At 53.6% G+C, this 12,607-nt stretch carries 13 protein-coding genes; 2 read left to right on the top strand and 11 right to left on the bottom strand.

The genetic code is table 11. The features are described 5' to 3' along the window. Positions 1 to 14: 14 nt before the first annotated feature. The 7 genes from NEA10_RS21205 to NEA10_RS03135 form a co-directional block, all read right to left on the bottom strand. Positions 15 to 179 carry an SUMF1/EgtB/PvdO family nonheme iron enzyme gene (locus NEA10_RS21205; RefSeq protein ID WP_508506405.1) on the bottom strand — a complete coding sequence of 55 codons (165 nt, stop codon included), beginning with the start codon at positions 177 to 179 and terminating at the stop codon, positions 15 to 17. Next, positions 179 to 1,291, bottom strand: a complete 1,113-nt coding sequence (locus NEA10_RS03160) for an RNA-directed DNA polymerase (protein WP_252663773.1) — start codon at positions 1,289 to 1,291, stop codon at positions 179 to 181. The genes NEA10_RS21205 and NEA10_RS03160 overlap by 1 nt, the downstream gene beginning before the upstream one ends. Continuing rightward, positions 1,288 to 1,626 (bottom strand): diversity-generating retroelement protein Avd, encoded by a 339-nt coding sequence (avd, locus tag NEA10_RS03155; RefSeq protein WP_252663772.1) that lies wholly within the window; start codon positions 1,624 to 1,626, stop codon positions 1,288 to 1,290. The genes NEA10_RS03160 and avd overlap by 4 nt, the downstream gene beginning before the upstream one ends. A 151-nt stretch (positions 1,627 to 1,777) precedes the next feature. After that, positions 1,778 to 4,627 carry a formylglycine-generating enzyme family protein gene (locus NEA10_RS03150; RefSeq protein WP_252663771.1) on the bottom strand — a complete coding sequence of 950 codons (2,850 nt, stop codon included), beginning with the start codon at positions 4,625 to 4,627 and terminating at the stop codon, positions 1,778 to 1,780. Then, positions 4,570 to 5,688: an AAA family ATPase gene (locus NEA10_RS03145; RefSeq protein WP_252663770.1), complete on the bottom strand. Its 1,119-nt coding sequence runs from the start codon at positions 5,686 to 5,688 to the stop codon at positions 4,570 to 4,572. The genes NEA10_RS03150 and NEA10_RS03145 overlap by 58 nt, the downstream gene beginning before the upstream one ends. A gap of 16 nt (positions 5,689 to 5,704) precedes the next feature. Continuing rightward, the gene (locus tag NEA10_RS03140; RefSeq protein ID WP_252663769.1) at positions 5,705 to 7,501 is read right to left on the bottom strand and encodes a VMAP-C domain-containing protein; all 1,797 of its coding nucleotides are present in this window, start codon (positions 7,499 to 7,501) and stop codon (positions 5,705 to 5,707) included. Next, complete coding sequence (locus NEA10_RS03135; protein WP_252663768.1) at positions 7,486 to 7,809, bottom strand: CU044_2847 family protein; 324 nt, start codon at positions 7,807 to 7,809, stop codon at positions 7,486 to 7,488. Before NEA10_RS03135 ends, NEA10_RS03140 begins: the two co-directional genes overlap by 16 nt. Before the next feature lie 199 nt (positions 7,810 to 8,008). Here NEA10_RS03135 and NEA10_RS20810 point away from each other — a divergent pair, with 199 nt between their 5' ends. Next, positions 8,009 to 8,143: a hypothetical protein gene (locus NEA10_RS20810; protein ID WP_258719051.1), complete on the top strand. Its 135-nt coding sequence runs from the start codon at positions 8,009 to 8,011 to the stop codon at positions 8,141 to 8,143. Between the two features lie 188 nt (positions 8,144 to 8,331). Beyond that, the gene (locus NEA10_RS03130) at positions 8,332 to 8,829 is read left to right on the top strand and encodes a DUF4168 domain-containing protein (protein ID WP_252663767.1); all 498 of its coding nucleotides are present in this window, start codon (positions 8,332 to 8,334) and stop codon (positions 8,827 to 8,829) included. Between the two features lie 20 nt (positions 8,830 to 8,849). On the opposite strand, the gene rfbD is transcribed toward NEA10_RS03130, so the two are convergent. The 4 genes from rfbD to NEA10_RS03110 form a co-directional block, all read right to left on the bottom strand. Continuing rightward, entirely contained in the window at positions 8,850 to 9,731 is an 882-nt protein-coding gene (rfbD, locus tag NEA10_RS03125) for a dTDP-4-dehydrorhamnose reductase (RefSeq protein ID WP_252663766.1), read from the bottom strand. Further along, the gene (gene rfbC / locus NEA10_RS03120) at positions 9,731 to 10,279 is read right to left on the bottom strand and encodes a dTDP-4-dehydrorhamnose 3,5-epimerase (protein WP_252663765.1); all 549 of its coding nucleotides are present in this window, start codon (positions 10,277 to 10,279) and stop codon (positions 9,731 to 9,733) included. Before rfbC ends, rfbD begins: the two co-directional genes overlap by 1 nt. A 169-nt stretch (positions 10,280 to 10,448) precedes the next feature. Further along, positions 10,449 to 11,153, bottom strand: a complete 705-nt coding sequence (locus NEA10_RS03115; protein ID WP_252663764.1) for a class I SAM-dependent methyltransferase — start codon at positions 11,151 to 11,153, stop codon at positions 10,449 to 10,451. Between the two features lie 50 nt (positions 11,154 to 11,203). Next, the gene (locus tag NEA10_RS03110; RefSeq protein WP_252663763.1) at positions 11,204 to 12,607 is read right to left on the bottom strand and encodes a DUF2142 domain-containing protein; all 1,404 of its coding nucleotides are present in this window, start codon (positions 12,605 to 12,607) and stop codon (positions 11,204 to 11,206) included.

Here is a 12,607-nt window from a genome sequence, read left to right as displayed (position 1 = left end):
CCCACCTGTCAGCTCTAGCTTAGAAGAGTGCTCGGGGCAACACTCACAAGACGAAAACCATTGTTGTTGTTGTCGTTGCGCGGGTTGTTGTTGTTGCGATAGGCGGAACGGCAATTTCTCGGATTGTTGATCCAAGAACCGCCGCGTTCGCTGGCCCGTCCCACCAAACACGCTAGCATTAAAACTCCATCTCTGGCTCAAATGGTAACGAGTTCTCAAGAGATAATGGTTCTGGCGGCGGGTGGAAAATAAGCCGCTCAAAAATATCCCGACGCAGCCTTTGGGTATCGCCGTGCATCAGATGAGCTTCCCAACTACGCAGTCTCTGGACAACCTCAGTCAGGGACTGCTGACCGTCCGTATAGTCCTGCTGAAGTTGGCGGCAACGCAAACGAGCACGCCGTAGATTATCGTTGCGGACTCGAATCCGGTCTGGCAATACTCGAAAGCCTACAAAATTAGCGCCGAAGCGGGTTTCAAAGAGTTGGCTCTTGACAGGGTGTAGCCGCAGGCGTAGGTCGGTTAGGTAAGCCTCCATCTCAGACCAAGCTCTGACCAAAAAGCCGCGATCATCACTGAAGAGGGCAAAGTCGTCCACATAGCGTAGGTATTTACGAGCCTTAAGCTGTTCTTTGACAAAATGATCAAACCCATTGAGGTAGAGATTAGCAAAAAACTGACTGGTTAGGTTGCCAATGGGGAGGCCCCGCCGCCGTTCCAGGGGACTGAGGAGGTTATCTCCCGGAAAATAGTCCACATCGTAGCCCTGAAGATTGCTACCGTCGATAATCTTGTCAATTAGCCAGAGAGTCTCTGGGCACTTGATTTTTCGCCGTAGGGTGCTCTTGAGAATTTCGTGATCAATGCTGGGAAAGTATTTGCGCAAGTCGCACTGAAGGATGTAGCGGCTAGTACGGGCAAAAGAGGTAAAACGTTTGAGAGCGCGGTGAGTGCCATAGCCCTGGCGGTTCGCGTAAGTTTCATGAATAAACGTCTGTTCTAGGGGCGGTACAATCACGTTGCAGAGGGCATGGTGTACGACCCGATCGCGATAGGGAGCCGCAGAGATTAGCCGGGGCTTAGGATCATCAATTTTGAAAGTGCGGTAGCCTCCTGGACGATAGGTTTGCTGAATTAGCTCGGCTTGCAGGCGCAGCAGCTCTTGATCCAGGTTATGGTTGAAGGACAGGACATTAGGACGATAGCGCTTGCCCCGCTGTGCCTGGCGGGCAGCCTGTAGCAGGTTTTCAAAGTCAATAATCGCGGGCCAGAGATTACCGTAGCGCTTCATGATGCTTTTTGTTGCTTGATCCAACCACCGATTTCTACCCCAATACCGTTAATCTGCTGACCCACGTAGGCGTAACGTTTAGCTGAGATCAACTCAAAATCCAGTAGCAGCCGGGTTTGGTGACGCAAGACTTCGAGCTGTAGATTCAGCTCATAAAGTTTGGCCAACTTATCACGACTGTAGCGGGCTTGGATTAGTCCCTCTAGGATGTCGTAGAGTCTAGAAACAATCCGATCCCCCAGGGTGAACTTATGGGCTTTGGGTAGGCGGTTGAGAATGGGAACATACCACTGAATCAGGTCATGGGTCTTTTGGATAACCGGTAGGTCGCTCATCGCGTGTCTATACTCCAAAAACATAAATCATGCCTAGGGTACTGCGTTTTGGGTTCCCTCGGCTAAGGCGTGGACTAGGGGAGACTGAGGATAAAAAATTTGATCGCGCTGCGCGCGAGGGGGAGGTTAAGAGGGTAAAAGGGCAAAAGGGTTACAGAGTCCTCGGGGCAACACTCACAAGACGAAAACCATCGTCGCTGCCGTCGTTGCGCGGGGTGTCGGGGTAGCGAGAGGCGGAACGGCAATGCCTCGGAACGTCGAGCCAAGAACCGCCGCGTAGCACTCGTGTTGAACCTTCATCCTCGCTCAACCAGGCGCTACCATCGGTTGGAGCTTTACCGTAATTGTTATGCCAATGGTCTAAACACCACTCCCAAACATTGCCATGCATATCTGATAAACCCCAGGCGTTAGCGATGCCAAAGTGGCCGACTGGGGTGGTCTCTCCTCGGTTATCTCCCTTGGGTCCGCCGTTGTAGGTCGAGTTACCATCGTAATTTGCCACCTCCGTTGTAATCATCTCTCCAAAATGAAACGGCGTGGTTGTACCGGCTCGACAGGCATATTCCCACTCGGCTTCACTGGGCAAACGGTACTCTCGCCCAGTGTGAGCCGACAACCGGGCGCAAAATTCCATAGCATCGTACCAACTCACCTGTTCCACCGGGCGATTATCGCCTTTAAAGTGGGATGGGTCCGGCTTTAACTCCCTTTCCAGTTGGGGCATGGCAGCCACCAGCCGCCACTGGGCTTGAGTGACCGGATAGCGACCCATGAAAAACGAGGGAACCGTCACCTCATGCTGGGGAGATTCATTATCACGGCGCTCAGGTTCATCGTCTGGGGAACCCATCACAAAACTCCCCTCCGGGATGGCAACCATCTCTAAGGTGATGTCCCCCGGCAGCAGTTCCAGGAAACGGTAGCCCTGCTGCTCCTGGCGGTGGATGACCCATTTTTTCCCAAGACCGAACCATGTCTGTCTCGATTGGATAGTCGCAACGGTAAAGTCAAAGGACTCTAGGGCTGGCGTGGGTGCAACCTCGGGCGGCACGTTATCAGACTCCACCTCAAACGTGACAACGGTAAACTCCTCCGTTTGCAGCGCCGGCGAGCCAGAGGAGGTCCGTCTACCTGGTCCTGTATCTTGCCGTACCGTCTCATAGCGTCTGGCAAGAGCAGCATGGGGTCCCCCCAAACGGTGCAACACATCCAAACCGACCTGAGCCAGAGGCAACGCAGCTGCGCTCAAGTCTGCCCCTGACTCCTCAACCGCTGCCAGGAAGGCTTCAAAGCTTTTGAGGCTATTACCAGCTCGGTCTGTCATCCGCTGGGATAGCTGCTCTAACACCTGCCGGGATTGGCGCATGGGAACACTGTCCAAGAGCAAGTCGCGAACTCGCTGAGCTGCCCCAGCCGGCTCATCATCGCCAAAAAACTGGTAGCGGCAGGGGTCCGGCTCCTCATCAGCATCACAGCGTTGCAGAAGACCACTCAGTAGCACTTCCGCGACATGGTCTTGACGGGCATCGGGCACAAACTCATCCCGCAACAAATCAATCACAGGCAGGCTCACTGGAGTCGCTGCCATGTATCCAGCCAACTGCTGTGCTAGGTCTGAAGCGGTGGCTCGAAATTGGGCCACCCGTTGCCGCGCCGTCCGGGGATGACCCCCAGAGTCCGGTACTTGCTCCTGGACCATCTGCTGCACCCAGGACAGCTCAAACACTCGCCCTGGAATCTCCTCATGGCCACTGCCAGCAATCACCTGGGCCCAACGCTTCAGGGGTTGAGGATTGGGGGTGACAATGGGCAACACCAGGCGGCGGTCAGGGGCGGCAACGGGGTCAGTCTCGGTCTCCTCGGGGTCCATCTCATCTTCTAAGTCCCATAGCTGCGGCTGGGGGAGTCCGGTCACGTCCAGTCGAGCACTGGGCACACCGGGAGCCGTAGCCCCCAGCCGGACAATATGACCCATGCTGAGGGCTGTCCGAGTCCAGAGCCGCTCGGGAAATAGCTGCATAATCGAGACTGGCTGCACCTCTGCCCAGCTCCAGAGGATGTCCTGAATGATGCCCCGCCACCAGAGAGACGAGGTACAGTCCGTCAACAGCAGCACCAGTCGCCGCCGACTGGGGTCGAGCAGTTCCCGGGGGCTGCGGGGACGCTGGGCCGCGTGTTTTTCCCTAGAGTCGCGCCAACGGGGGAACAGTTGAATCTCAGGGGCGCTGGCTGACTCTGGCAGGGCTAAGCGCCAGGTGCGCAGGGTTCTAAAGGCTCCCTGATAGGCCATGAGCTGTTCCAGTTCGGCGATGGTTCGCTCCCAAATGACCGTGGTTTTGGAGTCTTCGACAACGAAATCTAGCTCCAGCCAGCGTTCGGCTTCAGGGCGCACCACGGGAATCCAGAGGCCCGTCTCGGCGATTTGCTTGACGGTGGCAGCTTCGTCGAGTTCCTGGCGCAAGCGGGATGGCACTTTACGCATTAGGGGCCGCAGCGATCGCCCTAACTCCAAGCGGGTGCGCAGGGCCGGGGCTGCGGGGGCGGGAAAAGGAGGGGTTGGGGAGGTGTCCTCTGTCTCAGTGTCCTCTGTTTCAGTATCCTCTGTCTCAGTGTCCTCTGTCTCAGTGTCCTCTGTCTCAGTGTCCTCTGTCTCAGTGTCCTCTGTCTCAGTGTCCTCTGTCTCCGTGCCATCCTCAAGGTTGTCCGCATCTGAGGTAGGAGCAGCAGCAGGAGTCTGGCGAGGCTCGGCATACAGATTAACCTCAGGCTTATCCCTACGGGGTGCGGGGTCAGTTGAGGGGTCGTCCGTACTGCTGGCAGGGGTATCTTGTCCAGAGGCGGTGGTGGGAGCGGCTGACGACATGTCCGACTCAATAAACTGAGCCAGCCAAAAGGCATCGGCTAAATCGAGGGCATCCAGGTCAAGCCCAAGCTGCTGTCTCAGCCTCTGCGCCGATTGTCCGATTGTTGGTCTTCGCTGCTGCTGAGATGCTTCCACAGGCGGTCAATTAAGTCTCCAGGGGTACTCACGTCAGGGGGGAGATTGGGCCGACGCTCACGGGTGATCAGATAAATAGCGTTCAAAAGCTGGTCCGTGGCTAAATCTCCCTTACTATAATGGCTGCGTTTGTCGAGAAACCGTCTGACCAAAGCAGCAATTTTCTCCTCGGATGCGGCAATTAAGTCCTCTCCATTCTCCTCCTGTCGCAGATGAGCCTTAACGATATCGGTAAGCCGCTGTTCATCAGGCTCTTGCATGGTCAGGCGAACACAGCGCCGCAAAAAGGGCGGCGGAAAGTCCCGCTCTCCGTTACTGGTCAAAATCATCAGCGGAAACTGATTACAGGTGACCTGGCCCTTGGCGATGGTGGTTTTACCCTCCACCACCACCCCGGCCTCGTCGTTAAAGGTAAATTCTTGCTCGTCCCTGTAGGCAGTTCGCACGTCGACCTCGGCTTTGATATCTTCAATCCGGGTCAGTTCAGGAATCTCGAAGGTCCCCTCCTCAAAGACATAGAGCAGGTCATTGGGCAGGTCGATATCGCTTTTGTCGATTTCATCCACAATCAGGATGCGGGGTTTGTCGGCGGGCAACAGGGCCGTGCCCAAGGGCCCCAGGCGAATGTATTTGCCAATGTTGTCGAAGCGGTTGGGCCCACTGCGCTCGGTTTCCGTGGAGTCTTGCAGGCGGGCGATCGCGTCATAGAGATATAGCCCGTCTTTGAGAGTGGTGCGGGTGGTGATGGGCCAATATAACACCTCCCCGAGATTGAGTTCCCGGGCAATGGCATAGGCGAGAGAGGTTTTGCCCACCCCCGGTTTACCGGTGACCAACAACGGTCGCCGCAGGTACAGGGCCGCATTCACCAATTCAATCTCGTTGGGCTGGGCTTGAAAAGTGGCCCCCCGCTCTTGCTTGCGGCGATCGGCCCGTCGCCAAGTGGGGGGAGCGGGCAGGCTGTCAATCAGGGGTTTGCCCTGGTCGTCAGTGGCGGGGGTTCCCGTCCCTTTGAAGATGGGATTGAAGATATCCGCTGGCTTGTCTTGCTTGTCACTCATTGGTGGTTTATCCCCTTCAGCACACCTGTTGATTCAACGGTTCCCATGTGGGCGGGATGACCTTAAAATCTTCCCATACCAGAGTCAAATGGCAACCCAGGGCATCCTCACCCGGCTCTAATTCAAGAGTATCTGAACGGGCGTTGTAAACCTGTTCAGGCAGGTCAATGACCGCACAATCGAGTAGCGGATCGAGCTGCTGACAGACCTCATGATGTCTGACCCAGAGGACAATGGGCCAGCAGCCTTCCTCAGCGAGAAACTGAAAAATCTCCTCCACTTTGTGTTTGTCATTGGGGAGATTTTCTAAAATCGCCATCTCAGCCTTGCGCAATTGTCCAAACAGACGTTTTGTATTGCTGCTACAGTCGCCACGGACAAAGGTGCTACTAGCTTTTTCTCTCTGCCGTTCCTCCACCGCTGCCCACTGCTTTTCCCAACGGCTGTAGTATTGCGGGACCGTGGGAGACTGGCTCAGGTCTGTGCGCATCACCAGCTTGTACCGGCTGCCCAGACTCAAGCCATTCTGGGTTTCCTGAGCATCTAAGTCCCAGCCTAGATCTTGCCGAGCCACAAAGCAATGCAACATCAGTTCAGGGAGATCTCGTCTTCCCTTTAACCAGGAATCCAAGAACTGGGGAACGTCCCTCCAAGGCACGATTTCATCCTTGAGACGAGGTTGAGGCGGTTCTAGGGGGTCGTAGCGATCGCGGTCATCAATCACCCACGCCCAGAGTTTGACATTAGCAGTATTCTCTTCATCAGGCTTAATCTGCACCATCAGGTGTTTCAGTGTATTGCCTGAAGACACTTGGCGCTCCTGGCGATCGCGATTGGCTCGTGTGTACAACTTGTTAAAATCAAACTGTCGCAAGCCCACCCAGGCTTCCAGAACATCCACCAGTTCTGAAGGCAGACCATCCATCACCGAGAAGTATCCCGCCCACTGGGTCAGGCGGTCAATCTCCCGCTCCTCCTCCTGCCAGCCGCGACTCGGTAATTCAGCTAAATCAAGTAACCGAGCAAGCAGGCCATCCTGACTAGAACCGCCATCCGCATCACAGAGCCAAAAGGCCGTCTCGCTAGCCCTGTAAATTGCCGGGTTCAAGTGGTCTTGGATGCAATCATATAGACTGCGGGCAAACAGCCTCTGCACGACAGGGAAGAGTAACGCTTCCCCAATGGCGTAGGCTTTACTGCGATCGCTCTTTGAACTTGTCGCCGTAGCAATCATACCGATCGCCCCCCTGCGCTCCTGGTTCCAGACCGCCGCACCACTAAACCCCCCTTGAATCGTCTCATCAGGTGGGTTATCGCCAGGTTTCCAGAGCTGAAAGCGCCCCCCCGCCGCGTTGGCCTTGGGGCGGTAGGCATCGGTGCGGTTCCCCACATCATCGGCAAAGCCATACACTCCATGTGTCTGATCCTGTATCTCTTCGCAACGACATCGAATCAGAGGAAGGGGGTGTAACGAGGGGGGAGCAGCCGTTAATAACTTCAACCCGGCAATATCCCCGTTATCGATCGCATACGGCTCCCACTCCACCACCTTCGCCTCAATGGCTGGGCTATTGACCACGGGAAAGTCGAGACGGATAGTTTGGTCTGGGGGGTCAGAGGCGGCTTTAAATTCACTCTTGTCATGACAGCCTAGAGCCTGCAACACCACATGGGCACAGGTCAGCACATAGCCGGGGGCGACTAAGAACCCCGTGCCAACAGCTATTTTCTCCTGAGTGTCTGGGTGATATACAAAGATTCGGGCGATCGCCTTTTCGTAATCGTCGCGACTGAGTTCTACTTGTGGTGCCACTTCAAGGTAATTTCGTAAGTTGCCTCACCGCCCACCTTCGTCACCACTGCCCCAACTTCGCCAGTGAGTTTGACGCTAAATTTGACTTGCACCTCATCAGCGGGTTCAGTCATACCATCGAGGCGGGCCTTAATGTTTTCTACCATAGGTTTCAGGGTGTCGAGGGCTTCGGCGAAGGTCTTTCTCGCTTGAGCCGCCACCTCACCGGGTCGCTTCGAGACTGGCTCAATACCATCAGACTCAACATCCTCGACCTCAATCAAAACTGTTTCACCATTCCCTAAATCAAATTCAACCAGTCTTGCCATAATTCAGCACCTTTTTAGGGATAGAGCCAACGTCACTGCCTAGCCTAACAAAGTTTCCCCCAATCGAGTCATCGGTAATATAAGAATGCTGGGTTAAATTCCGACAATAAGAATCCCCAATCAGATGGATGTCATGATACGCTCCTCATAGAACAGCCCGCTCGATTGACTCGCTACAACCACCGTATCCGTCTGATTCATGTCCTCCCCTCATGACGACCTGGCCCCGCCAGCCATCGATTTACACCAGGAAAAACTGGCTATCCGCAAGGCCAGCACCCTCTGCTTCTGTCTTTCCCTACTAGGCTTCGGATTCACTCCTGGACTGGGTTAGAGAGATTCTCCTTAGTGAAAATTTAAAAATTGTGTCGGAACCGTCACATGATTGTCAAGATGGGGTCACATCGGCATGACACCTTGATCATTGTGAGAAGTCGCGCTAAAACTAAAGCGAGCTTCCGGGGCGATCGCCCTGAATGCGAACTCCCTCGTGGAGACTGAACCTACAAAGAGGATTTTTTCATGCTTAAGCAACTACTGGCTGGAAGTACCCTGATGGGATTGTTACTGTTCGGGGGGGCATCCACCGTAAACGCTCAGCAAGCACCCGCACCTCAACCTGGGGGGATGCAAGAGACCCCTCAAATGGATGTCAGTGAGTCGGATTTAGAACGCTTCGCCATCGCTATTCAACAAATCCAGGCCATTGAACGACAGGCCCAGGCTCAAATGATTGAGGTGATTGAAGCCCAAGGACTTACGATTGACCGGTTCAACGAAATTGCTCAAAGCCAACAAGACCCTGAAATGCAGGCTCAGGTAGATGTCTCCAATGAGGAGGCGCAAACTTTTGAACAAGCTGTTGAACGGATTTCCGGAATTCGCCAAGAGGCGGAAATGGAAATGGAAACGGCTGTGCAACAAGAAGGCTTAGATGTCCAGGAATTCAACATGATTTCCCAAGCCGTGCAGCAAGATCCCTCCCTGCAACAGCGGGTGATGGAAATGCTCGGAAACTAGGCTTAACCGCACGCTACGATTCAGCGGTTAAGAGAGGCCTGCAACCCCGTTACCATCTGGCGTAACCCCTGACGCCAGTGGGGTGCAGGCTCATTTAATATAGCTTCTAGTTTTTTCCCGGATAAGACGGAATAGGCGGGACGTTGAGCGGGGGTGGGATAGTCGGCGGTGGTGATGGGAACGACTCGTTTAACCTCTAGGGGAAATCCTAAGGCGGCGGCTTCTTCAAAGATGGCCACGGCGAAGTCATACCAACTGGCGACACCACTGTTGGTAAAGTGATAAGTCCCTTCGAGGTGTTGGTGACGCCCGGCAATTTTGGCGATCGCCCCAGCAATATCCCCAGTCCAGGACGGACTCCCCACCTGATCGGCTACCACTCGGATTTCCTCTCGTTCTTTCCCCAGTCGCAACATGGTTTTGACGAAGTTGCCGGTTCCCCCAACGCCATAGACCCAGGCAGTCCGTAGGATAATATGAGGGTCTCCAGTTTGCAAAATTGCCATTTCCCCGGCAAATTTGGACTTACCATATTCGCCGATGGGGTTGGTGGTGTCGGTTTCCAGGTAAGGACGGCTTTGAGTGCCATCGAAGACGTAATCGGTGGAGATATGAAGCAGAGTCGCCCCCACCTGACTGGCGGCTTTAGCTAGAGTTCCCGGGGCGATCGCATTCACCTGATGGGCCAACTCCACCTCTGTTTCGGCTTTGTCCACGGCGGTATAGGCGGCACAGTTAATGATTAAATCGGGCTGAATCTCCTCAACCACGGGGGGAATGGAGTCAGTTTGGGATAAATCCAGGCGATCGCGGCCCACGCCAATCACCTCTCCCAGGGGAACCAAGGTTTTCTGCAACTCAGTCCCCAATTGTCCGTTCACACCGGTTAACAAAATCCGCATTATTCAAACACCTCCGCGTCTTTCAGCAACACCCCGGCTTCATCCTTGGCAGAGAGTCGAGGTTCTATGTCTCCCAACTGCCAATCAATCCCTAAATCCGGGTCATTCCAAAGAATACTACGTTCATGCTCTTGGGCATAGTAATCGGTAGTTTTGTATAGCACTTCTGCCACGTCGGAGAGAACGGCAAACCCATGAGCAAAGCCTGGTGGAATCCAGAGTTGGCGTTTATTCTCGGCAGTCAACCGATAGCCCACCCATTGCCCAAAGCTGGGCGATTGCTTGCGAAGATCCACCGCAACATCAAAAATTTCTCCTACAGTTGCCCGTAAGAGTTTGCCTTGGGCTTGCTGAATTTGATAATGCAATCCCCGCAGAACTCCTTGACTGGAACGAGAGTGATTATCCTGTACAAATTGGGTTTTAACACCGGTTTTATCTTCAAAGCGTTCATGATTGAAACTCTCAAAAAAGAAACCTCGGTGGTCACCAAAAACTTGAGGTTCAATTAGTAACACATCAGGAATTTCTGTGGAAATGACGTTCATCAGTAAAAAATGTGAAATCTGCTAATTTTATACTAACACTATTTTGCTTATTCAAGTAAGAAAAATCCCCTCCTGGGAGGGGTAGGGGTGGGTTATCCCTCCTGGAAAGGGTAGGGAGTAGGTTCCACTATAACCCTATATTCTATGCAAAAAACCATACCAGAACTTCTTAATCTTTTCGATAAGCAACAACCCCTAAATTAGAAACTGCCCCGAGAAATTTAGGATACATCCATTGAACCGAATAATTCACCTCTTGCTCAAGAATGACATTCCAAACCAAACGGGCTAAATCCTTTCGCGAGAGTAAGCGTAAGTTTTTCTCCTGGGCCCAGAAGGTTAAACCCAAGGCTTGGAGAAGACGACGATGTTGAGGGCGAGGTAGCCAATGCAACAGGGGGAGCTTAGTATGAAAATCCAACCAATGATAGCGATTGGGAGTCGTTAAAAATACCCCTCTCCCCAGGCTAAAAATATCACGAAGATACTGAAGTTGATCAGCCTGAGACCCGACATGCTCAATCACTGCCGAAGACATGACAAAATCCACCGCTGGTAGATGGTCAGGTTTAGGGGGAAAGGAGAGGACAATTAAGCCCGAAAAATGGCTCTCTAAATGACTAATGGGTTCAGGAGATGTAGCATAGACCGTTGCTCCATCTTCCAATAGCCAACGAATGAAACAGTTACTATCAATATGGTCGGTATCCGGAGTTGTTCCATGGTCGAGAATAATTTTACCAGAGACTCCGCCCACTTTCTGGATAAAGCCATCATAGAGTTGGCGGCGAATGGCGAGGGAGGATTGCATTCGGCGTTTGTCAAGCCAAGAAATGCGATCGCCAAAGTAATTATACTCTTGGGATTGGGACATAGTGAGATTTACGCAAGTTTGAGGTGGAAAGAACTCCCCCAAGGGCGAAATTAGACGGGGCCATAATAGCGTTGGACGAGGACCCAAGTGGTGAGGCTAAGGGAGACTAGAAGATAGCCAACCAGTAGCCAGGGGGGAAGTTTGGGAACAGTACGCCAGGGACGTTGCGAGGGAAGCAGTCCCACAAGTGGGGCAATGGGGATGAAATAGCGTCCCTGTAAGCCGCCAATGATGGGGTCTCCGACGAAGTTCCAGAGATAGGCTAAACTACACAGAACTAGAATACTGGATAGGGCGGCGATCGCAAGCCAACCCCGCTGTCGCCCGGTCAAGTCTTGACTGGGGGTGGGGGGAACTAAGGCCAGCCATGCTAACAGGCCCCAGTAGGAGACAATCAATCCCTGGGGAAGCGGAGTATCTAGCCATCCCAACACCCCAATAAACTGTCGGGCCAACTCTCCCCCTTGGCTGATAGCGGTTCGGCCCAGGGTGGCGACAAACTGCAAGGGATGACGCAAAACATAGTGAATTTGGTCTTGGGGGGATAACTCAGGATGCAGGGGAATATAAATCTCAGACACCACCTGGGACCAAAGGCCCACCGCTAAGAGTGACCCCAGAATAATCGACCCCAAACTTAGCCAATAGCGTCGCCGAGGTCCAAAACGACGGCGGGGAATCAGGAAGAGAAGGAACACCAGGGGGAAATAGGCCAGTTTGGCCAACGAGAGGGCGATCGCCAAACCGCCAAAGGCTACAATCTCCCCTAGGGTCAACCGCTGTGAGGTCTTCTCGGGCCGTCCCTGCTGTAACGTCCAAGCGATAAACAAAAACGCCACCCCATTGGTGAGAACATCCACCGATAGGGATGCGGCCTGAAACAGAGACATGGGGGTTAACGCCAACGCCACCCACAACCAAGGATTCAGCGGCGTGAGACGAATCGAAAGAGTCACCGCCAACAGCCAAACCCCTAAATTGCTGAAGCGTCCCAAATACATCAGTCCCAGGGGAGACAGATGCAACCACTGACCGATCGCAATTCCCAAAGCTTGGGGAAGATAGGGAATTGGCGAATGTAAGGCGGTGGTTTTGAAATTAATAAAGAGACGTTGCTGGGGATGGAGGGGAAGGGGAAGCAGATTTAGGATAGCTTGCGGCTGTTGACGTTGGTTAAGGTCAAAGCGGAGGTCGGTTTGAGAGACATTGCGAACGGTGGTTAGAACACTTTTGGGAAGTTTCCCCCCCAGACAGAGGTCATCCTCAAAATAGCGACTGTAGCCATAGCAGTCTCCCGTCTGTTGGCTGGCGATGAGATGACCGTCGGCGATTTGTAAGGCCCGGTAGAAATGGAGATGTTCGTCGGGGGATTGGAAGGGAGGGGTGAGAAGGGCCAAGATGACCCCAAAGGCCAGGGCGATTCTCAGGAAAACCGCAGGGGGATGCAGCGTCAT

This window comes from Phormidium yuhuli AB48, from assembly GCF_023983615.1.
Classification (GTDB): domain Bacteria; phylum Cyanobacteriota; class Cyanobacteriia; order Cyanobacteriales; family Geitlerinemataceae; genus Sodalinema; species Sodalinema yuhuli.
Note: the sequence above shows the minus strand (reverse complement) of the source record. Positions and strands in the feature narration are given on the sequence as shown.

Bases quoted from the DNA above. Each gene is read 5' to 3' on its own strand.
- NEA10_RS21205 (WP_508506405.1), bottom strand. From the start codon at position 179: ATGCTAGCGTGTTTGGTGGGACGGGCCAGCGAACGCGGCGGTTCTTGG.
- NEA10_RS03160 (WP_252663773.1), bottom strand. From the start codon at position 1,291: ATGAAGCGCTACGGTAATCTCTGGCCCGCGATTATTGACTTTGAAAAC.
- avd (WP_252663772.1), bottom strand. From the start codon at position 1,626: ATGAGCGACCTACCGGTTATCCAAAAGACCCATGACCTGATTCAGTGG.
- NEA10_RS03145 (WP_252663770.1), bottom strand. From the start codon at position 5,688: ATGAGTGACAAGCAAGACAAGCCAGCGGATATCTTCAATCCCATCTTC.
- NEA10_RS03135 (WP_252663768.1), bottom strand. From the start codon at position 7,809: ATGGCAAGACTGGTTGAATTTGATTTAGGGAATGGTGAAACAGTTTTG.
- NEA10_RS20810 (WP_258719051.1), top strand. From the start codon at position 8,009: ATGTCCTCCCCTCATGACGACCTGGCCCCGCCAGCCATCGATTTACAC.
- NEA10_RS03130 (WP_252663767.1), top strand. From the start codon at position 8,332: ATGCTTAAGCAACTACTGGCTGGAAGTACCCTGATGGGATTGTTACTG.
- rfbD (WP_252663766.1), bottom strand. From the start codon at position 9,731: ATGCGGATTTTGTTAACCGGTGTGAACGGACAATTGGGGACTGAGTTG.
- rfbC (WP_252663765.1), bottom strand. From the start codon at position 10,279: ATGAACGTCATTTCCACAGAAATTCCTGATGTGTTACTAATTGAACCT.
- NEA10_RS03115 (WP_252663764.1), bottom strand. From the start codon at position 11,153: ATGTCCCAATCCCAAGAGTATAATTACTTTGGCGATCGCATTTCTTGG.
- NEA10_RS03110 (WP_252663763.1), bottom strand. From the start codon at position 12,607: ATGACGCTGCATCCCCCTGCGGTTTTCCTGAGAATCGCCCTGGCCTTT.